The 24,773-nt window shown below is 55.2% G+C and carries 23 protein-coding genes; 10 read left to right on the plus strand and 13 right to left on the minus strand.

The window, feature by feature from the left end; translation table 11 throughout:
• Positions 1 to 22: 22 nt before the first annotated feature.
• Entirely contained in the window at positions 23 to 2,605 is a 2,583-nt protein-coding gene (locus Q0835_RS02685; RefSeq protein WP_298816030.1) for an ATP-binding cassette domain-containing protein, read from the minus strand.
• Between the two features lie 231 nt (positions 2,606 to 2,836).
• On the opposite strand from Q0835_RS02685, the gene Q0835_RS02690 reads away from it, so the two are divergent.
• Genes Q0835_RS02690 through Q0835_RS02710 form a run of 5 tightly spaced genes read left to right on the plus strand, consistent with a single transcriptional unit; the run spans position 2,837 to position 8,382 of the window.
• The gene (locus tag Q0835_RS02690; RefSeq protein WP_298816029.1) at positions 2,837 to 4,057 is read left to right on the plus strand and encodes a glycosyltransferase; all 1,221 of its coding nucleotides are present in this window, start codon (positions 2,837 to 2,839) and stop codon (positions 4,055 to 4,057) included.
• Between the two features lie 51 nt (positions 4,058 to 4,108).
• Complete coding sequence (locus Q0835_RS02695) at positions 4,109 to 5,329, plus strand: glycosyltransferase family 4 protein (RefSeq protein WP_298958216.1); 1,221 nt, start codon at positions 4,109 to 4,111, stop codon at positions 5,327 to 5,329.
• A gap of 19 nt (positions 5,330 to 5,348) precedes the next feature.
• Complete coding sequence (locus Q0835_RS02700) at positions 5,349 to 6,476, plus strand: glycosyltransferase family 4 protein (protein ID WP_298958217.1); 1,128 nt, start codon at positions 5,349 to 5,351, stop codon at positions 6,474 to 6,476.
• Positions 6,473 to 7,627: a glycosyltransferase gene (locus tag Q0835_RS02705; RefSeq protein WP_298958218.1), complete on the plus strand. Its 1,155-nt coding sequence runs from the start codon at positions 6,473 to 6,475 to the stop codon at positions 7,625 to 7,627. The genes Q0835_RS02700 and Q0835_RS02705 overlap by 4 nt, the downstream gene beginning before the upstream one ends.
• Positions 7,624 to 8,382: a polysaccharide deacetylase family protein gene (locus tag Q0835_RS02710; RefSeq protein WP_298958219.1), complete on the plus strand. Its 759-nt coding sequence runs from the start codon at positions 7,624 to 7,626 to the stop codon at positions 8,380 to 8,382. The genes Q0835_RS02705 and Q0835_RS02710 overlap by 4 nt, the downstream gene beginning before the upstream one ends.
• A 26-nt stretch (positions 8,383 to 8,408) precedes the next feature.
• Here the strand turns inward: Q0835_RS02710 and Q0835_RS02715 are convergent, their stop codons facing one another.
• Positions 8,409 to 8,909 carry a peptide-methionine (S)-S-oxide reductase gene (locus Q0835_RS02715; protein ID WP_298816019.1) on the minus strand — a complete coding sequence of 167 codons (501 nt, stop codon included), beginning with the start codon at positions 8,907 to 8,909 and terminating at the stop codon, positions 8,409 to 8,411.
• A gap of 308 nt (positions 8,910 to 9,217) precedes the next feature.
• Between Q0835_RS02715 and nthA the strand changes: the two genes are divergently transcribed.
• Genes nthA through Q0835_RS02735 form a run of 4 tightly spaced genes read left to right on the plus strand, consistent with a single transcriptional unit; the run spans position 9,218 to position 11,303 of the window.
• The gene (gene nthA, locus Q0835_RS02720) at positions 9,218 to 9,847 is read left to right on the plus strand and encodes a nitrile hydratase subunit alpha (protein ID WP_298958220.1); all 630 of its coding nucleotides are present in this window, start codon (positions 9,218 to 9,220) and stop codon (positions 9,845 to 9,847) included.
• On the plus strand, positions 9,844 to 10,503 hold the full coding sequence (nthB, locus tag Q0835_RS02725) for a nitrile hydratase subunit beta (RefSeq protein WP_298958221.1): 660 nt from the start codon (positions 9,844 to 9,846) through the stop codon (positions 10,501 to 10,503). Before nthA ends, nthB begins: the two co-directional genes overlap by 4 nt.
• Positions 10,490 to 10,843 carry a nitrile hydratase accessory protein gene (locus Q0835_RS02730; protein ID WP_298958222.1) on the plus strand — a complete coding sequence of 118 codons (354 nt, stop codon included), beginning with the start codon at positions 10,490 to 10,492 and terminating at the stop codon, positions 10,841 to 10,843. The genes nthB and Q0835_RS02730 overlap by 14 nt, the downstream gene beginning before the upstream one ends.
• Positions 10,815 to 11,303: an isoprenylcysteine carboxylmethyltransferase family protein gene (locus tag Q0835_RS02735; protein ID WP_298958223.1), complete on the plus strand. Its 489-nt coding sequence runs from the start codon at positions 10,815 to 10,817 to the stop codon at positions 11,301 to 11,303. The genes Q0835_RS02730 and Q0835_RS02735 overlap by 29 nt, the downstream gene beginning before the upstream one ends.
• A gap of 4 nt (positions 11,304 to 11,307) precedes the next feature.
• On the opposite strand, the gene Q0835_RS02740 is transcribed toward Q0835_RS02735, so the two are convergent.
• Positions 11,308 to 12,210, minus strand: a complete 903-nt coding sequence (locus Q0835_RS02740) for a LysR family transcriptional regulator (protein ID WP_298958224.1) — start codon at positions 12,208 to 12,210, stop codon at positions 11,308 to 11,310.
• 88 nt (positions 12,211 to 12,298) lie between these two features.
• On the opposite strand from Q0835_RS02740, the gene Q0835_RS02745 reads away from it, so the two are divergent.
• Entirely contained in the window at positions 12,299 to 12,586 is a 288-nt protein-coding gene (locus Q0835_RS02745; RefSeq protein WP_298958226.1) for a DUF1330 domain-containing protein, read from the plus strand.
• A gap of 139 nt (positions 12,587 to 12,725) precedes the next feature.
• Here the strand turns inward: Q0835_RS02745 and Q0835_RS02750 are convergent, their stop codons facing one another.
• The 10 genes from Q0835_RS02750 to Q0835_RS02795 all read right to left on the minus strand — a co-directional run bounded on the left by Q0835_RS02750 (position 12,726) and on the right by Q0835_RS02795 (position 24,617).
• The gene (locus Q0835_RS02750) at positions 12,726 to 13,319 is read right to left on the minus strand and encodes a class I SAM-dependent methyltransferase (RefSeq protein WP_298958228.1); all 594 of its coding nucleotides are present in this window, start codon (positions 13,317 to 13,319) and stop codon (positions 12,726 to 12,728) included.
• Positions 13,320 to 13,385: 66 nt separating this feature from the next.
• A complete protein-coding gene (locus Q0835_RS02755; protein ID WP_298958230.1) occupies positions 13,386 to 14,567 on the minus strand; it encodes an ABC transporter permease in 1,182 nt (393 codons plus the stop codon).
• The gene (locus Q0835_RS02760; RefSeq protein WP_298816000.1) at positions 14,564 to 15,589 is read right to left on the minus strand and encodes an ABC transporter permease; all 1,026 of its coding nucleotides are present in this window, start codon (positions 15,587 to 15,589) and stop codon (positions 14,564 to 14,566) included. Before Q0835_RS02760 ends, Q0835_RS02755 begins: the two co-directional genes overlap by 4 nt.
• 77 nt (positions 15,590 to 15,666) lie before the next feature.
• Complete coding sequence (locus tag Q0835_RS02765; RefSeq protein ID WP_298958232.1) at positions 15,667 to 16,329, minus strand: class I SAM-dependent methyltransferase; 663 nt, start codon at positions 16,327 to 16,329, stop codon at positions 15,667 to 15,669.
• Positions 16,330 to 16,372: 43 nt separating this feature from the next.
• Positions 16,373 to 18,256, minus strand: coding sequence for an ABC transporter substrate-binding protein (locus tag Q0835_RS02770; RefSeq protein ID WP_298958234.1), 1,884 nt, complete (start codon positions 18,254 to 18,256; stop codon positions 16,373 to 16,375).
• Entirely contained in the window at positions 18,256 to 20,142 is a 1,887-nt protein-coding gene (locus Q0835_RS02775) for an ABC transporter ATP-binding protein (protein WP_298958236.1), read from the minus strand. The genes Q0835_RS02770 and Q0835_RS02775 overlap by 1 nt, the downstream gene beginning before the upstream one ends.
• A 192-nt stretch (positions 20,143 to 20,334) precedes the next feature.
• A complete protein-coding gene (locus tag Q0835_RS02780; RefSeq protein WP_298958238.1) occupies positions 20,335 to 22,206 on the minus strand; it encodes an adenylate/guanylate cyclase domain-containing protein in 1,872 nt (623 codons plus the stop codon).
• A 95-nt stretch (positions 22,207 to 22,301) separates the two neighbouring features.
• Positions 22,302 to 22,895 carry an NUDIX domain-containing protein gene (locus tag Q0835_RS02785; RefSeq protein WP_298958240.1) on the minus strand — a complete coding sequence of 198 codons (594 nt, stop codon included), beginning with the start codon at positions 22,893 to 22,895 and terminating at the stop codon, positions 22,302 to 22,304.
• 15 nt (positions 22,896 to 22,910) lie between these two features.
• On the minus strand, positions 22,911 to 24,089 hold the full coding sequence (locus Q0835_RS02790) for a CaiB/BaiF CoA-transferase family protein (protein ID WP_298958242.1): 1,179 nt from the start codon (positions 24,087 to 24,089) through the stop codon (positions 22,911 to 22,913).
• Between the two features lie 30 nt (positions 24,090 to 24,119).
• On the minus strand, positions 24,120 to 24,617 hold the full coding sequence (locus Q0835_RS02795) for a class I SAM-dependent methyltransferase (protein WP_298815986.1): 498 nt from the start codon (positions 24,615 to 24,617) through the stop codon (positions 24,120 to 24,122).
• Positions 24,618 to 24,773: the final 156 nt, after the last annotated feature.

Consider the following 24,773-nt stretch of genomic DNA (forward strand, 5'->3'; position numbering starts at 1 on the left):
TACCGTGTTTTCCGCCATTGTCCTACCCTTTGTCTGCAATACGTCCCTGATCCAAAACGAAGCGCTTTTCAAATTCACCGGCAATATCCATGTTCGATGTACCGAACAAGAACGTTTTCCCGGCTAGTATTCCCCGCAAACCACTGCGCAATTCTTTGTCGTCATCTGTCATACCTGTAGCAATATCATCCAATATGGTGATTTTTGCGTTCTTCAGTAGACCTCTAACCAATGCGATACGCCTGCGCTGGCCCGCTGACAGCCGCGAACCCGAAACGCCCACATGGTAGCCGAAGCCGGCATATATGATCGGATGGCGCAGTCCTGTCTCTTCCACGATGGCACGGATAACGTCGTCGATGCGCCGTCGGGCGTCCCTGCGGTCAACCCTCGCGCGACCGAACAGCAAGTTGTCTTCGATTGTGAGCGGCGGCAAATAAACGTCAGGATCGAACGCGACGAACCCATCGCTGTTCTTGACGACGCCCTCCAGGAACCGCTTGCGGGCCGCCACAACTTCATCCTTCAAGCTGTCGTCCATAACGCCAAGACGGTGTCTTGCGGGGACGAGCTTGAATGCCAACCCGGTCAGACGAGATTTGTCCGCTTCTGTCAGACCCGGACGCTGGTGCCCAGACTTCGCGATCCTAACAATCCGTTCAAACTCGGGCAGATCATCCTGATTGATGAAGGAATAGGACCCCAGAAGACCACTGTCGCCAGAAACATTGGAGAACAGCTCCAGCATGGTTTCGGCGATCTTCAGGCCAATCTGCTGCAGTTTGACATCAAACCCGGTGTCGGCCAGGAACGATTTCACCTCTTCGAGGTCGGGCACCTCGTCCATGGTGATATCCGGATCTGAAGGTACGGCAAAGAACAGGTTGTCGGCCAGACTTGCGCTGGCGTTGAAACGGTCCTTGTGCCAGAGCTCGACCAAACCACCCAACGCGGGTTCGCTGGCAATGCGGCCAGCCAGGTTTTTGCGCACATTCAGGATCTTGTCTGCAAAGGCGTCGTTCATGGAAGGATCAAAGCGCGATTGCAAACCGAGCCGATAAATATCCTTGTCGAGTTTAACCGCTTCAAGCAATTGCAGCGCCTTGGCGTCGAGTTGCTCCTCGTCGTCAACGCCAGCTGCAGACAGGTCGTCCCAGTCTGCTGCTAGGTCATAGACCGGATTGCGCGTCTGGTTGGCTTCGTTGACCCTACGCTTGTAATTCTTGAGGTCTTCCCCTTCCCGCTCGGGCGGCACAAGAGGACGGTGACGCAAACCATAATAAAGGTTGTCCCGGATCGTGCCGGTCCAAACGTGAACAGCACCGCCGACATAGGCGATTTCGCGGCCAAGCGTTGAATCGGTCAATTTGTCGAGGTCATGCTCGCCGATACTGACTTTTCCCGAAGAAGCCGAAACCAGGCCAGCCGCAAGTTGCAGCACTTCTGAACGACCTGACCCGTCGGGCCCGACAATCGCGCATGTGCTGTTCGCAGGGACCGTCAGCGAGATATCCATGACTTCCTGACCGGCCGCACCGCCGGAGAAGCTGACACTTTCAAACTTCACATCACCCGACAATTCAACCTGATCGTCATCGGTCAGGCGCTCGGTGTCATAGATGTCCGGCGGGTCGAAATTCTCGACAACGGTCTGGTACTTGACGCTGACATCAGCCGTCATCTGATAGAAGGACAGCAGCAGCTTCCATGGTCCTGCCAGATCCTTGTAGGCGGCGATCACGGCCAGCAAAGCACCTATACTCAGGTTGCCCTGAATGACCAGATACCCGCCGATCAGGTAGAAGAAGAACGGCGTCAGCTGGTTCATGAAGTTGTTCAGGAACTTGATGAGGAACTTCCGGTTAAAGATCTCATATCGGATCTTGAAGTTCTCATAGAGACGGTCGGAAAGGTCCGCCGAATGCCAGGCTGCAGCGTCATTGGCGTGGATCTCTGCAACACCGGTGATGCTCTCGCCGACCTTGTCTGCGATCAAGCGAACGTTCTTCACCCGTTTGCGAGAGAGCAGAATGACTTTCTTCTGCAGCATCGGGATGATGTAGCCCTGGATCGGGTACGAGCTGATCGCGGCCAATCCCAAAAGGGGATCCTGCATGAAGATAAAGCCCAACTGAACGATCAGCATACCGCCCTGGTAGGCGGGCAGAGCAAAGGCTTCACCGATATAACCGCCAACATCCTCCACTTCAGACGTGATCATCGGAATGATCTCGCCGGAACTCACTTTCCGGAAATGCGGCAACCGAAATCTCAAGACCCTTTGAAAGAGCTCGAAACGCAGACGGCGCAACATGCGCTCACCCAGGCGGCCCTTATAGACATTCAGATAAAATTTAAGCCCGTTGGAGACCACAACGAGCGCAAGAAATGTCAGGCAAAGGAGAACCAGATACGGGATCTGGTCAAAGTCGAAACCCAGAACGGCGCGCGGGAAGTTATCTCCCTGGACGGCATCGTTGACAATCAACTTGGGCAATTCGAGCAGGAAATAGACCACCGGATAGGTAAGGACGGTGACCATCAAAATAAAAATCTGCTGGCGCGAACTATACTTCCAAATGAAGCGGAAAAGGCTTTTTTCCATCAGCTCATCCAAACAGAAATGGATCAAAAATGTGCAAGCAGATCATATTTGGTATATTAACGATCCGAATTCGAAGTGCTAGCCGGGTTTAGCATTTGGCACAACCGTATTGAAAGTATCAGTTGACCGTTCCTTGTCGAAAGATGTCTGTCAAGACAGATCGGAACGTGACAAACTCCAGTCAATTGAGACATAAGTGCCTCGGGGCAAATTTACAAATTTAGGGGCAGTATGAGTTCCGGAACGCCTAAGATACTGATCTATAGCCATGATTCGTTCGGATTAGGCCACTTAAGGCGCTGCCGTGCAATCGCTCAGTCTCTGGTCGGAGACTTTGACACTCTTTCTGTTCTGATCCTCTCAGGTTCACCGATCATTGGCAGTTTCGAATTCAGAACCCGTGTCGACTTTGTCAGGATTCCGGGTGTCATCAAGCTGCGCAATGGCGAATACACACCTTTGTCGCTGCACATCAACATCGATCAGACACTGGCGATCCGTTCTTCGATCATCGAACATACGGCCGAGATATTCGAACCCGATATTTTCATTGTCGACAAGGAACCGCTCGGCCTGAGAGGCGAAGTGCTCGGCACATTGGAAGCGCTCAAAGGCACCAACACCCGCCTCGTACTGGGCTTGCGAGACGTGATGGATGACGCAACCGTCCTGAAGGAAGAATGGGACCGCAAGAACGTCTTCCCGGCGCTGAAAGAACTCTACGATGAAATCTGGGTCTATGGCCCTGAAGATATCTGTAACCCGCTGGAAGGCATGGAGTTGCCGGAAGGTGTGCAGGAAAAACTCCGATACACGGGTTACCTGCGCAGGGAAATGCCGAATGCTGCACTGGAGAACCCCGCTCCTGCCCCGTTCGACGAAGAACCCTATATTCTGGTGACCCCGGGCGGGGGTGGTGACGGTGTTGAAATGGTGGATTGGGTCATGCGGGCCTATGAAGCGCGCCAGCGACCTCTTTTTCCGGCATTGATTGTGCTTGGCCCCTTCATGCCGGCTGCTTCGGCAGCGCAATTTACCGAACGGGCAGAGCATCTTCGCGACGTTGAGGTTATTCGTTTCACGCCTCAGATCGAACCCTATCTTGCCAATGCCACGGCAATTGTCGGCATGGGGGGCTACAACACCTTCTGTGAAATTCTGTCTTTCGACAAACCCACTTTAATGGTGCCGCGTGTCGTCCCGCGCCGCGAACAGGCCATACGCGCCGAGCGGGCGGAAAAGAGCGGCCTCTTGAAGGTCCTGCCGATAGACTGCTATCCGGATCCCGATCTTATGGCGACGGCTTTGTCGGAGCTCCCAAACCTCGCGCCACCCTCGGCCGCAGGTGTCGACAATCTGCTTGGCGGACTGGAGGTTATTTCCGGACGTGTCGGCGAAATCTTCGATGAGCAGTATCCGGCGGATAGCAATGTCAAACTGGCTATAGTCTGATCGCTATCGCGATTCGCAGCTCTACGACCAACCCTTTCAAAGATCGAAGTAATGTCCAGAATTGCCGTTGTGGTCAAAGGCTATCCACGCCTGTCTGAAACTTTCATTGCACAGGAAATTCTAGGCCTTGAGCGGCGTGGAATAGGCATCTTGATCGTTGCGCTGCGCAAACCCTATGATCCCTTTATTCACGACCTGCACCGACAGATATCCGCGGACGTTCTCTATCTTCCCGAATATGTAAAGGACGACCCGGCGCGTGTTGCCAGGGCCAAGCGTTGGGCTGAAAAGCGACCAACCTACGAGAACGCCAAAGCGCTCTTTGAAGCCGACTTTGCCCGGCAATCCAATGCGGACCGGCAACGCCGCTGGTCGCAGGCCTGTGTTTTTGCTCACGAATTACCAGATGACATCGCCTGGATTTACACCCATTATCTGCATACTCCTTGTTCCGCAGCACGCTATGCAGCGCACCTGTCCGGTCGTTCCTGGTCGTTTTCCGCCCATGCGAAAGATATCTGGACCAGTCCGGAATGGGATTTGAGAACCAAGATCAACGACGCGGCCTGGGGTGTGACATGCACGAGCGTCAATGCCACTTTCCTCAAGGGACTTGCCGAGACACCCGGCAAGGTCGAGCTCCTTTATCATGGGCTCGATTTTTCCGGATTTCCGGAGCCTTCCAGGGAAATTTCAAAGCGCGATGGCAGCGGAAGGCCGGTTCGGCTCGTATCCGTTGGACGTGCGGTTGAAAAGAAGGGGTATGACGATCTGCTGAGTGCACTTTCAAGGCTGCCGGGCCACTTGAACTGGAGCTTTACGCATATCGGTGGCGGCGATCTCTCTGAAGTGCTGAAGCGAGAAGCCGAGCGGCTTGGTGTTGCAGATCGCATTACCTGGCGCGGCGCCCAACCAAGGGAGGAAGTCATCGCGGCTTGCGCGGAGGCTGACCTGTTCGTTTTACCATCGAAACTTGCAAAGTCCGGTGATCGGGATGGACTGCCCAATGTTTTGATGGAAGCTCAATCCATGGGGCTTTGCTGTCTTTCAACCCGTGTCTCGGCAATACCGGAGCTTATCGTTGACGGTGAAACGGGTGTCCTTGTGGAACCGGGTGCCCCAGATGAACTCGCAGATGCCTTGAGCGGGTTGATTGCAGCCCCGGATCGCAGGCGCACGCTTGGACTTGCCGCTGCAAGCCGTGTTCGCAAAGAGTTTTCAACTGACCCAGGCCTTGACCGGCTGGCAGAGAAGTTTCGTAAGGTGCTTTGATCCGCCAGCAGGACTTTTCATGAAGATCGCTTTCACAGCTCCGATGAAACCCCTTGATCATCCTGTCCCATCCGGTGACAGGACGATGGGACGTCTGATTGTAAAAGCCCTCCGGGCAGCAGGGCATGAGATTGAGGTTGCAAGTACATTCCGGTCCTGGCGCAAGGATGGCAGCGACGAGCTTCAGTCAAAGGTGAAGGCCGAAGCTCTTAAGGAAGTCAGCCGTATTGCCAACACCTGGAAATACGATGGGAGCAAACCAGACCTGTTCCTGACGTATCATCTTTATCACAAGGCTCCCGACTGGATTGGGCCCGCCCTCGCCGAACGGTTTGATCTGCCTTACGCCATCATCGAGGCAAGTCGCGCACCGAAACGCAAAACAGGCAATTGGGCATTCGGCTTTGCTGCAGCCGATACGGCACTGCGACAGGCCGACGCCGTTGCCGCCATTCACAATGCTGATGCTGAGTGCCTGCGAGAGGTCGTCCCAGCAGACCGTCTTGAAGTTCTTTTGCCTTTTCTGGATGCAGAGCCTTATCAACAGGCGGCATCAACAGCCAAACCTCCCGCAGCTGCGCCCTTGAAGCTTCTTGCTGTCGGAATGATGCGTGAAGGTGACAAGTTTCGTTCCTATCAGGTTCTTGCCGGAGCCCTTGACCGCCTTATGCAGCTTCCATGGCATCTGACCCTGATCGGTGACGGGCCTGTCCGCTCCCAGGTGGTTGACCTCTTCCCGGCAGACAGGATCACCTATCTCGGCGCTCTCGGGGCGAAGGAATTACCGGCGCAATATGCTCAACACGATCTTGTCGTCTGGCCTGCAATCCGCGAAGCATTCGGACTGGTGTTGATGGAAGCACAAGCGGCTGGTACCGGCGTTGTCGCCGGTAATACGTTTGGAGTTCCCGATATCGTCCGGCAAGGCGAAACCGGATTGCTTTCGCAGGAAGGCGATGTTGAGGCCTTTGCCGCACATCTGGAAAACATCATCAAAAACCCAGGCATTGCCGATCGATTGGGTATGGCAGCCAGCGCATATATTTCCGCCAACCATTCACTGGAAGCCGGGGCTGCCCGGTTGGACTTGTTTGCCCGCAAGGCCGTCGAAAACCATAAGCGGACCCAGAAAGATCAAGGAATATGACCCGCAAGGCCTTCATTCACGTGCAACATCTATTGGGAACAGGCCATGTGGTCCGGGCAGCTGCAATTGGCAAGGCGCTGGCCTCCGCAGGTGTTGATGTGACACTGGTCAGCGGCAACAAGATCCCCCCGACCCTGGACACCGGCCCGCTTCACATCGTTGAACTTCCCGCCTGTAAAAGCCCCGATGCCGCGTTCAAGCGGCTTGTTACTTTAGACGATGAAGATATTGACGATGAATGGAAATCAGCGCGCGTTAAAGCATCGATTCAAGCGTTCGAGCAGGAAGACTTCGATCTGCTTTTGACAGAGACCTATCCATTTGGGCGGCGCCAACTGGACTTTGAACTGAGCCCCCTCCTCGGTGCTGCGAAGGCACGGTCCAGCCCTCCTGTTATTGCAACATCCATTCGCGATATTCTGGTTCGCAAGAAGGAACTGTGGAAAGAGGAGTGGATGGCTGATCAGGCACTGAACAATTATCATCGAGTGCTGGTCCATTCCGACCCGGATTTTGTCCAACTTGCCGACAGCTTTCCATTTGCGGATCGGATAGAACATCTGATCCGCTATACCGGTTATGTCGAAGGGAATGCCCTCACCGCCTATGGCGGGTTTGATGGCGAAGACGAAGTCATCGTTTCCTGCGGTGGCGGTGCGGTCGCTGAAAACCTGCTGACAGCTGCCCTGGATGCCCGCCCACTTTCCCGACGTGCCGGAGACACCCATTGGCGGGTTCTAGTGGGTCACGACGTGCCGGATGACACCTTTCTTGCCTACCAGAAACGCGCGTCGACCGGTGTCAGTGTTGAACGGGCCCGCCGTGACTTTCCCGACCTCTTGAAACGCGCCCGGCTCTCCGTCAGCCAGGCTGGCTACAACACGGTGCTTGATGTACTGACTGCAGGCGTCGCCGCAGTATTTGCGCCGTTTGCCCAGCAAAACGAGACGGAGCAAACACAACGCGCGGAAGCATTGGCACGACATGGAAGGGCAATTGTTACACCCGAAGTGGGTTTGACACCTGAACGGCTTGCCGTGGCAGCGGATGATGCTCTGGCACTTCCCCGCAGTCATCATGCGGTTCTGCTCGGCGGTGCTGACAAAAGCGCCGAAATTCTCCTCACCGACCTTAAAGAGCGCGCCGCATGACAACGGACCTGCAACGCTTCAAAGACGAACTGACGGCTCATCTCGACTGGTTTGCAGAACGTGGGCGCAAAGTAAGGTTCTGGTGGCGGGACGATGACGCAGTAGAACCGACGCCAGAACTTGAGCAGATGCTCGCTCTTTGCAATCGCCACAAGGTCGATGTTGCGCTTGCCGTTATTCCGAAGAACGCGACTGAAGACCTTGCAGCTCGGCTTCAAAACGAGCCGCATGCATGGGTGCTGCAACATGGCTGGCAGCACAAGAACTTTCAACGCAAGGATCTGCGCGAAAAGGCTGCGGAGCTTGGAACCCGGCGCGACCCGGATGAGTTGATGGCGCAGCTTTCCAACGGCAAAGCGCGGCTCGAGACGTTGTTCGCCGCCAAATTCATCAAGGCTATGGTGCCTCCCTGGAACCGGATCGCGCCTGAAATTTCACGCCGATTGCCTGGTATGGGACTTGCGGGTCTTTCCACCTTCACTTGGCACAATTTCCCGCGCGACCATCAGGTTCAGTCACATATCGACATTATCAAGTGGAAAAAACAGGTTCGCTTCATCGGCTGGGAAAGTGCTCGGTTACGCTTTGACCTGCAGCTCACGCGCCGCCGCAACACTGGTAGCGAACCGATCGGCCTGCTGACGCATCATTTGGCGCATGACGAGGGATGCTTTGAGTTTCTGGAAGAGTTTCTGGCCATTGCCGCCCACCATGAAGGTGCGGATTGGCCGGGCGTGAAAAGCCTGTTTGACTGAAGCTCAAACCACAAGACTTGTCATTCCTATTGGGCAGCTTCGACGCGCTGTTCCCTCAACACCTTCGAGAATTCCTTTCTGAGGAATGCAAGTTTCGGATCAATGTACGTCTTGCAAAAAGGACGCTCGGGATCCTTCTCATAATAGCTCTGAAAACGTTCATCGGACGTCTTGAAACCGGCGAGTGTCATGACATTGGTGATCAAGGGTTCATCGAAATCACGTTGAAGCTTACGCAGGATTCGGCCGACTTTCACGCCTGTTCCTGCATCATACACGTAGACGGCGCTGCGGTATTTACCCCGCATCTTGTGGCGGGAGGTGCTTGAATGGGTGCGCAAATGGATTTCGATCAAGACATCCATAGGCAACAATTCAGGATCGAAGGTCACGATGACTGCCTCCGACCAGGCGTCCTCTGGAGGATCAGAGCGGATAAACCCCTGCTCCACCTTCGAAATGCCAGCAATTGCCTGAAAGACGGCTTCGGTGCACCAGTGGCACCCACCGCCCAGCCCGATTTTCAAGAAACGTCTCCAAAGTTCCGTCGAATGCATGCCATTTTGACCTCTGGAGGGAAATAATCAAAATGGCTTGGCAGAGATTCCCCCAGGGGAGTTCGCACCGTCGTGGCAAACGTCATGGATCTCTGGACATATGATTATATGATCAATGACTTACAGGACTTACGAGAGGCACGCGACGCAATATCCCGCAAATTGTCGATGTTCCAAGGCCGTCGACCCTCGCGTCAGCAAGAGCAGAGCTCGGTCCACGATTGACAGTCAGGGTGGCCCAACCTCAAATGAGGCCGGCCACAAATCAGGAGAATTCCATGTCCGGTCACGACCACGATCACGACCATTCAGAATTGAGCGACATCGAACTCCGCGTTCGAGCGCTGGAAACGCTCTTGACGGAAAAGGGTTATGTCGATCCGCCTGCCCTGGATGAGCTTATCGAGACTTATGAGACCAAGATCGGTCCTAAAAACGGAGCACAAGTGGTTGCAAAGGTCTGGACCGACCCGGACTATAGAAGCCGGCTCTTGAAGGATGCGACGTCGGCCATCGCCGAGCTCGGCTTTACCGGCCGTCAGGGCGAGCACATGGTGGCGGTTGAGAATACTCCCGACACACACAACATGGTCGTTTGCACACTTTGCTCCTGTTATCCATGGACGGTGCTCGGACTGCCGCCTGTCTGGTACAAATCCGCGCCTTATCGTTCCCGCGCAGTGCGTGATCCACGCGGTGTGCTGGCGGAATTCGGCATCACGTTGCCAGCGGTCAAGGAAATTAAGGTCTGGGATTCCACAGCTGAGGTCCGCTATCTGGTCATCCCCGAGCGCCCAGCGGGTACAGATGGCTGGAGTGCGGAACGACTGGCGGAGCTGGTCACCCGCGACAGCATGATCGGCACCGGGCTTGCAGCATCTCCACAGCAGGCGAAGGAAAGCGCATGAACGGTGCACACGACCTTGGCGGCCAGATGGGGTTCGGCCCCATAGAGTTGGAAGAAAACGAACCCAACTTTCATGCCGATTGGGAAAAGCGGGCTTTTGCGGTGACGCTTGCCATGGGCGCGACTGGAACATGGACGCTCGATGCTTCCCGTTTCTCACGCGAGTCTCTTCCACCTGACATCTATCTTTCGTCCAGCTACTACGAAATCTGGGCCAGGGGACTTGAGCGACTGGTAGTCAAATACGGCCTCGTTACAGAAGACGAGCTGAAGGAAGGCCGCCAGAAAGCCGTTGTCCAACCGGTCAAAAGAGTGCTCACGGCAGCCGACGTTGCCGCAACGCTGGCGAAAGGCGCAGCTGTCGACCGTCCTCAGTCGGAAGTTGCCCGGTTCAAGGTTGGAGACTTGGTGCGAACCAAAAGAATGCACCCTGAGCATCACACTCGACTGCCCAGATATGCACGCGATGCCATTGGAACAATCGAGGCCATCCATGGTGTTCATGTTTTTCCGGATGCAAATGCACACGGGAATGGCGAACAGCCTTGCTGGCTCTACGGTGTGGTCTTTCGCGGGCCGGATATCTGGGGCGAAGACAGCGATCCAACGCTGACGCTTCGTATTGACCTTTGGGAGCCATACCTTGTCCCAGCCTGATCATAAGAGTTCAACACCGCACCTTCCTCTTGACGAAGATGGGGGTCCGGTCTTTTCAGCTCCCTGGGAAGCGCGTGTCTTTGCCATGACGCTCCAGGCCCACGAAGCAGGCGTCTTCTCGTGGAGCGAGTGGGCAGACACACTCGGCGCTGAACTTGCAGGTGATGGTGACGGCTCAGGCGATACAAAGGGGTACTACGATCATTGGCTGAATGCATTTGAGAAACTGTTGGCCAAAAAAGGCGTGGTCGCAGCGGACCAGCTTTTCCACCTAAAGGAAGCCTGGGACCAAGCCGCTCGGGCGACGCCTCATGGCCAACCTATCGAACTTGATCGGTGACGGCATCATGCATCTGAAGGTGCCACCACCGGTCGTCGTGTTGATTGGCCTCGGCCTGCTTTATTTAGGTGACCGTCAGCTACCAAGCTTTAGCCTGGCGTTTCCTGGTCAGATATCACTCGCGATCGTGCTGCTGGCATCCGGTCTTGCAATCGGATTTCACGCTCTTTTTCGTTTCATAATGGCAAAGACAACCTTCAATCCAACAACGCCGGACAAGGTCAATGTCCTGGTGACGACCGGGCTCTATCGCTTCAGCCGAAACCCGATGTATGTCGCCGATGTCCTGCTTCTTTTGTCGCTGGCGGCCTACTACGGAACGTTGACCGTTGCTGCTGTCGTCCCTCTCTTCATCTGGTATCTGACAGAATTTCAAATCAAGCCTGAGGAAGATCACCTCAAGCGCAAATTCGGAAAGGATTACCTTGCCTACAAAGCCCAGGTCCGGCGCTGGATCTGATGGGTCAGGTTCGCCCCAGATAAAGATCGCTGCTTGCCTTGAATGCATCGGCTGCGAACCGCAGAAATGTCCGAATTCTGGTGACGTTTTTTAGGTCGGGATGGGTCAGGACCCAGATATCGAGATATCGGCTCGGCTCCAGGCCGGGCACCCTGACCAGTTCAGGGTCGGGATCGCCCAAGAAGCATGGCAACCTCCCAATGCCCATTCCAGCTCTAACAGCTGCCAGCATGGCTATCATGTCATCCGACACCAGACTGACATAGGCTTTGGGGTAGCGCGCCCGCATCTCTTTCGGAACGCCTCGGCCCCACCATTTAAAGACAACACATGGCAAATCCGCATTGTCATGGCTAACGTCCATGGCCTCTCGATTGCGCCGCGCAAATTCCTTGGACATATAGAACGTCCGGTTTTGCCCTGTCGCCTGCCTGCCGAATAGACTTTCATCTGGATTGTTGGTCACGCGAATTGCAACATCCGCTTCGCGCCGATGCAGGCTGAGTTTTTCATTGGCCGCGATCATCTCAAGCTCAATGCGGGGATGCCGCTCTGAAAACTTTTGCATGATCTCCGCGACCTGAATCTGGAAAAGCAGTTGTGCGGCAGTGACGCGAAGAGGGCCTTCGAGATCCGTGTCCTGTGCGGTGATCCTTGTGTCGAGCGCGAACACTTCTGTCTCAACACGCCGCGCCGCCGACACAGCTTCCTCACCCGCGACGGTTGGCTTAAGCCCATCAGGCAGTCGGTCGAACAGCCTCGTCCCGAGGCGGTCTTCCAGCGCCGACAATCTGCGAGACACGGTGGAGTGAGTTACCCCGAGTGCCCTTGCCGCCTTGGTCACATTGCCAGCGTTTGCAATGGCGAGCACAAACTTCAAATCATCCCAGTTGTCCATGCCGTGCATTTTTGCACACTAGCATTCCAAATTTGAATATTTTTTCGCATGGAAACTTGATGCAGTGTTGCGCCATCTCTTCAAAAGGAGTTTTGAGATGACTATACAGGCTCTTGCCATGATAACCGTCACCGACAAGGAAACACTCGGCGCTTACCGTAAGAAGGCTGCCGATGCGCTCGCCAAACATGGGGGAAGCGTGGTTGCCGCTGATCCAGAGCCGTTGGTGCTGGAAGCTGCCATAGACGCTCCGAATATCACTGCACTGCTCTCGTTTCCGGATACGAAGGCAGCTCAGGCATGGCACGCGGATCCGGACCTCGCCGAGATCCATGCACTGCGCAACAAGGGCGGTAAATCGACCATTGTCGTGCTGCCGGGTTGATGTTTGAGCCAGCCCTGATTTCAGGGCTGGTTGTCTCCGTCGGCCTTTGCTACGCCTTCGGCGATTTCCGGCTATTAAGCCATCTGGGCATTACATCCGACTTTGTTGGGCAGCGACAAAAAAGCAGCCAGCATCAAACTCAACTCAACGGCTTCACAAGGCGCATGCGCCAGGTCACACCCTTCTTGTCCGAGACAAGACGATAGTCATCCAGAACTTCCCAGTTCGCCTCATTGTCCGTCGCTTCCCAGAGCCGGTTGATCAGCTTGTTCGCGCCTGATTCCGGCCGATTCGGCGAATACATGGAAAGCGCGATGACCCCGTCCTTTTTCAGGAACGGCACATAGCGGGCAACAAGCGCTGCTGGATCGTCCGCAAAGTGCAGCACTTCATTGAAAACGATGGCGGAAAAGGTTTCGCCATCCTGTGGCTCAAATGTGTGCATGTCACTGGCACGCAAACTGGCGATAGCCGCATCGACATTGGCGATTTCCAGCGAAGCAGGAGAAAGATCCATGCCCACATAGCGCTTGATGCCCATGGGCTGCAGGCGTTCGTAGAGCAGGCCTTCACCGCAACCAATGTCGAGCACCTCGTCCATGGATCCGGTCAGGCTGAGCCACATGCCGATAATGCCGTAGCGTCCGCTTTCCGGCAGTGAACGCAAGAAGGCCCAACGGCCTGCTTCATATTCTTCATCCCAACCTTCGGCAGTTGTGGCATTTTTCGACATGGATCGCTTCCTAACACTAAAGACGGGCCAGAACGGCCCGCCATGTCTTTTCAAAATTGTGCTGCATCACTTATAGGGATCTGCCGCGTCGCGCAAACCATCGCCAAGGAAATTGAACGCCAGCACCACAATGATGATGGGGATTACCGGAGCCATAAGCCAGGGATAAACTGTCACTACCGAAATGTTCTGTGCTTCGTTCAGCAGGACCCCCCAGGAAATCGCCGGACGCCTGAGGCCCAGGTTGAGGAATGACAGCGCTGTTTCCCCCAGAATCATCGATGGGATCGACAGCGAAGCAGATGCGATGATGTGGCTGGTGAAACCGGGCAACAGGTGCCGGGTGATAACCCGTTTCGGTTTGGCGCCCATCAATACCGCAGCCTTGGCATATTCTTCCTCACGCAGAGACAGAAGCTTCGATCGCACGGCTCTGGCAAGCCCGGGCCAATCCAGAAGCCCCAAAATGATCGTGAGGCCGAAATAGATCCAGACCGGGCTCCAGGTAACCGGTAGCGCTGCGGAAAGCGCCATCCAAAGCGGCAACTCCGGCAAGGACCGGATGATCTCGATAGCACGCTGGATCACGCTGTCGGCCAGACCGCCAAAATAGCCGGCTATGCCACCGAAGAAGAGACCAAGGACGATTGAAATGGTAACGCCTATTAGACCGACCGTCAGAGACAGGCGGGCACCGTAGACAAGACCGGAGAACTGATCGCGGCCCAGACGGTCCGTCCCCAGCAGGAACATCGTGCCGCCTTCAGCCGGACAGACCAAGTGGAAAGACGCGTCGAACAGGCCCCAGAATTCGTAGTCGTCACCGCTGCAGAAGAACCTCAGTTTCTGGACTTGCGACGTGTCGTCCTTGAACACCCATTGCAGGGTCTCCATGTCGATTTCCGATGTCATGCCGTAGACGAAGGGCCCGACAAAAGAGCCGTCATGGAAGAGATGGATCGGTTGGGGAGGTGCATAAAGATGCAAGCTGTCGCGCGTATTTGCATCATAAGGTGCAATCAGTTCGGCAAAAGGCACCGTCAGGTAAAACAGGATCAGGATGACACCCGACCAGACCGCAACCTTGTGGCGCTTGAATTTCCACCACATGATCTTCCACTGGGAAGCCTGGTAGTAACGCTCCTGCTCAGGCGTCATCTCCTCGGCAACGGTAGGGTTGAACGGCGTGGGATCTACATAGTGTTCCACTTCACGGACGGGCGCGCCGTTGTTGGTATCCGTGGTCATGACGAAGCCCTCCCGCCGAGACGAATACGAGGATCAAGCACCGCAAGCAGCAGGTCGGATATCAGCATGCCGATTAATGTCAGGACGGCGACGAAGAGCAGAATGAATCCGGACAGAAACTGATCTTGAGACTGAAGTGCCGAGACCAGAACAGGCCCAACCGTTGGAAGGCTCATCACCACGGACACAATCACCGAGCCCGACACCATCGACGGGATCAAGTTGCCGATATCGGCAATGAACGGGTTGATCGCCATTCGAAGCGGATATTTTACCAGAAGCTGATTTTCCTTCAGCCCCTTTGCCCTGCCGGTGGTGACATATTGCTTGTGGAGCTCATCCAGCAGGTTGGCTCGCAGACGGCGGATCATGGCCGCCGTTCCAGAAGTTCCAATCACGATCGTCGGCACAATCAAGTGCGCCAACACCGACATCGCCTTATCAAAACTCCAAGGCTGATCGATATACTCTGGCGCCATTAGCCCGCCCACGGAAAGACCGAACCAGCGATTGAAAAAATATAGAAGGATCAACGCAAGCAGGAAATTCGGTGTGGCCAATCCGATATAGCCGACAAAGGTGATGCCGTAATCGCCCCATGAATACTGCCTGGTTGCGGAATAGATGCCGATCGGAAATGAAACCACATAGACAAAAAGGATCGTCGCGAAATTCAGGACCACCGTGAGCGGCAATGTCGGGCCGATTACCTGATCGACCGGCTTGTCAAACTCGAAAGACCATCCCCAGTTGCCTTGGATCAGACCATCAAGCCCATGGGGTCCTGGCCATAGACCGACCCAGATCAGGTATCTTTCGAAAAATGGCCGATCGAGCGAAAACTCCTTGCGCAGGAACTCCAGCTTGGCAACAGATGAACTTTCCCCTGAAGCCTTCAGAGCTGCAATCTGGTTGGAAATATAGTCTCCAGTCGGAAGCTCGATGATGAGAAACGTCAGAAAGCTGATCACCAGCAAAGTCGGGATCATCATCAATATCCGACGTATTATGTAGTAGAGCACTTATTCCCCCTAAGCCCCAACTGCGTCTGAATACGAGCTGTCACTGCACCAGTGACAACATGAATTTTACTCCAGCATCAGCCCGCCTTCAGCGCAAGCGTCAGGCCGTCTGAAAACGGCAACATTGAAATCACCACCCGTTCGTCGTCCCGCAAACGTGCATTCAAGGCGCGAATTTCATCTACAGCCGGGTCCTTGATTTCCGGATCGATGACGTCACCGAGACGAAGCATATTGTCAAACACCATCATCCCGCCGGTTCTGAGCAGTTTCAAGGCAAGCTCGTAATAGGCGGTGTAACTCTTCTTGTCGGCGTCTACGAAAATCAGATCGAATGAACTTCCCTCACCTTCCTCGAGCATGTCCTGCATAACCCCTTGCGCTCGTCCGATCCGAAAATCGATCTTGTGGCGGACTCCAGCTTCCTGCCAATGGGTTTCAGCCAACTCCTGCCAATTGTTGCGCTTGTCGATGGCGACAACACGGCCATCATCAGGCAGAGCGGAGGCCATCCAAAGCGTGCTGTAGCCGGTGAACACACCGAGCTCCATAACCCTTTTGGCAGACATGGCCTTGATCAGGAAATACAGCAACTGGCCCTGCTCCTGCGGGACGCGCATTTCGGCGTCCGGCAGGATTTGAGTGTGGTGGCGAAGTTTCTTAAGTGATGCGGTTTCCCGGGTTCCGTGCTGGCAAACATAGTCGATAAGTTCTGCGGTAATCTCCAGCCGGTCAGCCATATTTCCTCCGTACGAGCCCCGGAAATCACTTTCGGGTGCGGGTTCAGTTCGTCAGATAGAACTCATCCATGCGATGAATTCCAAAATGCGCACCCGGGTCCCAGCCATAGATACCTTCAAGCGGGACATTCTCCACATTCTTGATCGCTACGGGCTGGCGAACGCCGGAAACAAGTCCAATGCGGATTGTCTCGTTTGCATGGATCTGGAGCATCTCATCCCAGATTTTGGTCCGCTCTTCCGGTGTCTTGGAAACGAGCCAGGAATTGTAGAGTTCCATCAAACGCTCGGCAGGCGCCCAATCCGGCTTTTCGCCGCCCTCACCCTTTGTTTCGTAGTAGTCGCCCCAGGAATGCCAAGACAAAACATCTCCGTGAACCGGCGCCAGGTCTTCAGGCGGCATTTCTGAAGTTGGAATACCGTTTTCAAGCCCCCACCAGACCGACATTACCAGCTGGCCGGTGATTGCCCGTTCGCGCAGGTTGTCGCGCTGGCTTGGCTTGGCGAACAGTTTGATGCCGAGTTCGCCCCACATCTCGCTCACCAGTTCCAGCGCGTCGTCCTGCACCTGGGCTTCGCCTGCTGTTTCCACGATGATTTCGATCGGCCTGCCATCAGGCAGAAGGCGCGTGCCTTCTCCATCGCGTTTGGTCAGACCGATTTCATCCAGCAGTTCGTTCGCCTTGTCCGGGTCATACTCAGCCCATTTGGTCGTGTATTCGGGCTTATAAAGCGGGCTTGCCGGAAGAATCGTGTCGTTGCCGGGTGTACCGAGACCGAAGAACAGAACACGATTGATCAGATTGCGGTCAATGCCGAGCGACAATGCGTGGCGGAAGCGATTGTCACGGAAAAGCGCGCGCCACTCGGGATCCTTCACTGTGAAGTTCGGAAGAATGGAGATTTCAGAACCCTTGGTATTGGACCAGAGCGCTGTCACGTAACCGTTCTGCTTCTCGCCTTTTTTCAGGACGGTGATATCAGAAAAACTCAGGTTTCTGGCCTGAAGATCGCTTTCGCCAGCCTGAGTTTTCGCCGGGATAAGCTTGCCGTCCGCAACTGTCATGATGACGTTGTCGGTATAGGGCAATTGTTGTCCGGTGCTGTCGACCCGGTGGTAGTATGGATTGCGTTCAAGAATGAACCGCAAATCGCTGTCGTCACGCATGCGCACCCAGGGCTGAAGGCTCGGAAGCCTGACATTCCGGGCGTTGTACATGTCATCTTTTTTGGCGTGAAGCGGCGCCCAGCTGCGCGCCTTTACCTTGGCGGCCTCCTTGGTGATGAAGTCCGGATCGCCATATTTTTCGTGAAACTGTTTCAGATAATGCGCAGGGCGATAGATAAACGGAGGCCGGGCTTTGGCAAGTTCCGGCAGGAACAGCGGATTGGGGTCGTCCCAGGTAAACCGAACAGAGGTCTCATCCACCACCTCGAATTTCGGACCTTTGCCGTTCACAACGAGAAACGGCGGCAAACCGGAGGGGGTCAGTTTTTCGTTGCTGACGATGTCCTCGAAATAGTAACGGAAGTCTTCAGCTCCGAAAGGATGTCCATCTGACCATTTGTGGCCTTCACGGGTGTGAAACGTGAAAATGCGTCCGTCTTCCACTTCGACATTTTCAAGAATGTCGGGCAGCAGCTCCAACTTCTCGTTATAGCCGACGAGGCGCGCATAACCCCAGACATTGATCAGACGCACATCCTTGGCGCGGCCGATGAGCGTGTCGATGGCACCGCCATGCTTGCCGACGGTGCGGCCCTTGGCTTGGAGGTCCACGACCAGCGGTTCGGATGGCAGCCTTTCGGCCACCGGTGGAAGTGCCGGGTCGAGACCTGGCGTTTCCTTCAGTTCAAGCGCGGCCAAAGGCCCCGCGAACATGACGGCGGTCACAAACAGACCGGCCCTTACGGTGTTCACAAGCATTATGCAGCTGTCCCCTCTTGCGCCCCGGTGTTCTTTAGGCCAGGTGCGCAGACAAAGTGATCCGGCTCCATTTCCACCAGCAACGGCTCCTGACCGTTCACAAGGCGGAATGGTTCCGGCCAAAGTTGCGGCTCTGACGCGTTGTTCGCATCCAGAGCGGCAAAATCAAGCGGCGCTGACAGGTCCGGTTCCGGTACCGCGGACAAGAGCGCTTTTGTATAAGGATGAAGCGGGTTGCCAACCACTGTTCGGGTCTCACCAATTTCAACCAGTCGACCGCGGCACATGACTGCGATCCTGTCGGCAACATAATCGACAACGGCAAGGTTGTGACTGACAAAGAGATAAGTGAGATTGAGATCCCGCTTCAGGTCCTGAAGCAAATTGAGGATCTGCGCCTGGACAGATACATCCAGGGCCGACGTCGGTTCGTCACACAAGATGAATTCCGGGTTGAGCGTCAGCGCTCTGGCAATGCCGATGCGCTGCCTTTGCCCGCCGGAAAAGGAATGCGGATAGCGCCTCAGGAAGCGCGGATCGAGCCCCACAAGGTTCATGAGATTGCGCGCGCGCTCCGCGCGCTCTTTCGGCGTGCCGACACCATGTACTTCCATGGGCTCCATCAGCGTATCGTTGATGGTCATGCGCGGGTTGAGCGAGGAAAACGGGTCCTGGAATATCAATTGCACCCGGCGACGGTAATCCATGAGTTCCGCGCCGCTCAGATTGGCAATGTCTTCCAGACCGTTGCCGCGGTTATAGAGAACCTGACCACCTTCAATACCAATGGCCCTCAAGATTGCCTTTGCAGCTGTGGTTTTGCCTGATCCGGATTCACCGACCAGACCCAGGCATTCGCCACGGCGAATGGTCAGGCTGATATCGTCCAGCGCAGTCAGGGTCTTGGCCTTGGACCCGAAGAATGATCCCTTGCGCAGCGTGAACTGCTTGGTTACGTCCCGCATTTCAACCAGAGGCTCACCCGGAGCCACATCACAGTGGGGCCTGTTGCTCGTCAGCTCTTCCGACTTCAAAACAATGGGCCGGATCGGCACCAGCCGTTCATCCTTGTCCATGTGAAAGCTTGGAACCGCGTTCAAAAGCGCCTTCAGATAATCGTGCTTCGGATCGGAAAAAAGCTGCTGTGCAGTGCCTTTTTCCATGATCCGGCCATGATAAATCACCGCGATCTCGTCAGCCATGTTGGCAACAACACCGAAATCGTGAGTGATCATCAAAACGGACATGCGCAGTTCCGACTGAACTTCGCGGATCAGCTTCAGAATTTCCGCCTGGATCGTGACATCGAGAGCTGTTGTCGGCTCATCGGCAATCAACAGCGCCGGCCGGCAGATCATCGCCATCGCGATCATGGCGCGCTGGCGCAGGCCTCCGGACAATTCAAAGGGATAGGTTTCAAGCGCTCTCTCAGGATCGGGAAACTTGACAAGACTAAGCATGGTCTTGGTCAGTTCGCTCGCCTCGGCCCTGGATACATTCCTGTGCAACAGGGCGGCTTCGCCGATCTGGTCGCCGATCGTGTGGAGCGGCGACAGTGATGTCATGGGTTCTTGAAAAATGATCGCGACGCGGTTTCCGCGCAGATGCCGCATTTGCGGCCCCTTGCGCTCCAGCGCCGCGATGTCCACCGGCGGTTCTTCGCCTGTTGGATCTGCAAGGATTACATTGCCGGACGAGATCTCAGCTGCCTGAGGCAACAGCCCCATAATCGTCTGCGAAATAACGGTCTTGCCGGACCCCGATTCCCCTACCAGCGCGACAGTCCGGTTTTCGGGAACGACAAACGACACATCATCGACAGCACGCACGCGGCCTTCTGCTGTATTAAAGTCTACCGTCAGTCCCTCAATCGAGAGAACATTCACTGCGCTTTTCCTCCCCGGCAAGGATTGTCTGCGAGAGGCTTACTAAGCCCTTATTGCAATAGAAAGACAACCAAATTCGCCGGTCGATAGCAATGCAGAATTCAGTGATAATCGACTGTGACGTTCGTCACATTCTCAAATTTTTATATTGCGGTTCATGATCTTGGCCTGCCGAGAGGCCGGAAACAGGGCTTATTCTGCCGCACTGACGGGAAGGTTTTTGGCTTGAACCGTGCCAACCGGGAACGGATCGAGCCAATAAACTTCCATAAGACCGCTGCGTCCGCGCAGGTGGTGCTCCCCCACAGCCCGCTGGTTTTCTTCTTCCGGAAGCCTGGCAATCGTATCCGCGCTCGCCAGAATTGTAACGTCCGGATGTCCTGGAACCTCCTTACCAAGGGTCTGCAGACGTTCGGCTGCATTCACGGTGTCCCCGACAACAGTATAGTTCCACCGATCAAGGGCACCCACGTTGCCGACAACGGCCTGCCCTGTGTGGATACCTATCCGCAGACACATCTCCGGCTTTCCATTCGCCTTGGCCCTGGCATTGGCCTCGCGCAACGCCGACGCAATCCGGCGGGCCGTTCTGACGGCAGCTTCGGCGTGATCATGACGTGCATCGGGTGCGCCCCAAAATGCCAGCATGCCGTCACCGAGAAACTTGTCGACCGTTCCCCCCTCACCTTCAACCGCCTCCACAAGAATGGCGAAATGATCGTTCAGAAGGCCTGCTGTTTCCTCAGCGCTCAGATGCTCGGAAAGCGCAGTGAAGCCGACGATATCGGTGAACAGGATCGTGAGTTCTGCTTCTCTTGCCTCGGCAGCTTCGCCGCCTCCAAGGCGCATCAGTTTGATAAACAACGAACGCGGGACATAGGTGTTCATTGCCTTAAGGCCTTCAACCATGGCGTTGAAGGCAAGGGCAACCTGGTCCAATTCGGCGACCCGGCTCCGCGGAAGCGGTTCGACTTCGTTCAAGGACAGCGTTCCGACACGCTCCGACTGAACGGCCAGTGTCCGCAAAGGTCGCGCAACCCTGCGTCCAATCCAGAAAGCAATCAGAACCGAAATGACCAGTGCTCCAAATCCGACGAACATGGAACCGGCCAAACGCTCGACCTCGCGCGAGACGGTGGCTCCCAGAAAATACTGTCCGATTGTAAATGGCCTTTGGCTGAAGCCGGATAACGGGGCCTTCATAAGGATGAATTCGGCGTCTCCGACCTGGACGAATGAGACCTCGATACCAAGGTCTGCCGCCTTTTCAAATTCCGTAAGCTTTTCCTCGCCAGACATGCCGGCCAGCACCGGATCGCCGGCAGTTCTGAGCGAACTGGGCAGTTTCGTCCTGATTTCGCTGCCGGTCTGCAAGCCGCTGGCATCTGAGTGCATGATGACCCGATTGTCGCCATCCAGAATGAATACCGTATTGTTCCTGCCTTCGTCCTGAGAGGCCACGATGTGGGTCAGGTCTCGCATGGAACTGGCAGCCGTCAGAAGACCCTTGACCTCGCCGTCCTGCACGATTGGAACCGAGACATTTGCAAATAGCCCAACTTCGTGTTCCACCAGCGGCCCCCAGCTCGGCGGACTGTCGGCGTCAAGTTTCGGCAAGTCCCTTGAAGTCATGCCAGGCGGTGGAACATCGCTCTCGATGCGCCACATTTTTCCATTTGGCGCGCGGTAGATCCCCATGCGTTTGCCTGAAGGGTCTGTTACCGCAAGTGTCGTAATATCGTTGTTGGAGCCGAGTGCTATCTTGAGGTCTTCAAGCGTGCGTTCCGGGTTCTCAAACCCCAGAGTACCGTCGTCGAAATAGGGTTTCAGCCCGACAACCGCGCTTTGAACCGAGCCAAAATGCGTGCGCAATTGTTGTTCGAGCGCTTGCGTGCTCAAAATCGCCTTGTCGTTCAAAAGTGAAAACGTGTTCTTGAAATTGGCGGCAACGGAGAGACCAAGGACGAGGCCGATGGCGATCGCGACAAATGCTCCAAATCCAAGCCCAACGACGGTGGCCAAGCGCAGCTTCAATCGCCGGTCATTCCGTGCTGGTTTTGCCATTGGCCCTGATCCTCGATTTACATTTGGCAGCTTACTTGCCTGAAAGGAGCCGTCAATTTAAGAGATGTAACAGTGTTATCGACGCAATCCCCAGCTCAATCTTTGCTCACAGAAAACTGTCGAAGTGCCAGTTCCTGCAGCAAAATAATTGTCTTCGCATCCCTGATCTCACCCGACCGCACCATGCCTAGCGCGTCAGGCAAGGGAACATGAACGACCTCGATGTCCTCTCCTTCGTCTTCAGCGCCTCCACCGGCGGCCACCTTGTTCTTCAAATGGTAAGTGCCAGTGAAAAATGCCAGATACTCGGTGACGGACCCTGGGCTCATATAAGCATCGAAAAGATGATTGAGTTCGGAAACCTCAAATCCGGTCTCTTCGATCAGCTCCAGGCGCATGCGTTCTTCCGGCTGGGCTCCTTCAAGCAACCCAGCGGGTGCTTCGATCAAAAACGGATCTTCGCCGCCCAACCAAACCGGCAGACGGAATTGTCTCGTTAGCAGCACGCAGTCCGTATCGGGATCGTGCAGAAGACACGCCACGCCGTGGCCCCGATCATAGGCTTCACGGATCTGCTCCTGCCATCTTCCATCCTTGCGGCGATAATCGACCTTGAACTGGGTCAGCGTGCCCCATTCATTGGACAGAACCCTTGTGTCCTTGACCTTAAGATACTCTGTGTCCTTCACGCATTTCTCCAATCGTCAGGATCCGGATTGCAGACCGAGTTCCTTAAGGATCTCTTCTGTATGTTCTCCCAGCGCAGGAGCCGCCTTCTCAAGAACGAGATTGCCATTCTTGAAGCTGATAGGTGTACGAACCGATGAAACACTACCTGTCGCGGCCTGCGGTGCCGGAAGTTCAACTTTCAGCCCCCTGTGCCGAACCTGTTCATCGTTGAAGACATCTTCCACGGAATTGATCGGACCGGCAGGCACACCTTCTTTTTCCAGTGCGTTCAAAAGGTCATCGCGACGATAACCGGCCATAGCCGCCGTCAAGAGTGGCACCAATTCATCCCGCGCGGCAACGCGTGCCGCATTGGAGGCAAATTCTGTGCGCTTCGGCAGTTCAGGGCACCCCAGAACGTCACACAGCCTTACAAATTGGCCATCATTGCCAACAGCTATGATCAGGTGACCATCGGCGACTGGAAAGACCTGGTAGGGAACGATGTTGGGATGCGCATTGCCAAGACGCTTCGGCGTGTTGCCGGAGACAAAGTAGTTCAGTGCCTGATTGGCGAGCACCCCGACCTGAGCATCGAGCAGAGCCATGTCGATCCACTCACCTTCGCCGGTCTGATCCCGACGCCTGAGCGCGGCCAAAACGCCGACGACACCGTAAAGACCCGTGAAGATATCGGCAAAGGCAACACCTATCTTCTGGGGGTCGCCTTCAGGGTCGCCGGTCAGATCCATGATGCCGCCCATGCCCTGGATCATGAAATCATATCCTGCCCGGTGGGCATATGGCCCGTCCTGGCCGAACCCGGTGATCGAACAATAGATCAGCTTCGGATTGACCTTACTAAGGCTGTCATAGTCGAGACCGTATTTCTCAAGACCGCCGACCTTGAAGTTTTCGATCAGAATATCGGCCTCGGCCACAAGACGCCGAACAACGTCCTGTCCTTCCTCGGTCCGGAAATCGACGGTTATGGAGCGTTTCCCCCTGTTACAGGCGTGGAAATAAGCAGCGTCACTGCTCTCGTCTGGATCGCCATCGACAAATGGCGGCCCCCAGCCTCTGGTGTCATCGCCTTGCGGACTTTCAACCTTGATGACATCGGCACCAAGATCGGCCAGCGTCTGACCCGTCCAGGGACCGGCCAGAATTCGGGCGAGTTCAACAACCTTGATGCCTTCCAATGGGGCGCTCATGTCTTGATATCCTTGAACGGTCAGGAACGATCAGGCTTCCGAAACTTTCCGGTAGATGTGATACCGGCCTGGATGAATGCCGTCCGGTTTGTCGAGCGTTTCAAAATTCGAAAGCTCCAGTTTCAATGCGGTCAGGACGAAACCACCAACCGCCATGCGTTCGTTCAAAAGAGGCGCGAGCCAGTGAACAATGGCAAGGTCATTGGTCGGATCGGCTGAACCGATATCGATATGGGCAAACGAGGCCTTTGCCCCAACGCGAGGTCCGCAAAAGGCCAGCGTGTCGCGGATATCACCGAGGATCATATGGTCCGCATCCGGCGCGCAGCTCGGATGGCAATTCATGGCAAAATCAAATACGAAAATTTCCTTTTCAGGATAAATTTCCCGAAGATGGTCATAGGTCCGGCCGTTGCCCAACCCCAGCTCCAGGACCGGGCCATCGACCTGATTGACCTTTTCGACAAGATACTCAAGCAAGATTTTCTGCGAGGTCATGCGGCGGATAAAGCTGTCCAGACGGCTCATTCAAAATGTCCCTTCAAGTGACGTTGCCCCTCACATAGACAAAGGCCAGAGCCGCGTCAAAACTTGAGCTTCGATTGCCTTCACCAGCTGCTGGAATTGGGGATCAACTGCCTGCCATGGAATCTAGACTTTGCCATGTTCCGCGATCATGTTAAC

Origin of the sequence: uncultured Roseibium sp., assembly GCF_947499295.1 — a bacterium.
Classification (GTDB): Bacteria; Pseudomonadota; Alphaproteobacteria; order Rhizobiales; family Stappiaceae; genus Roseibium.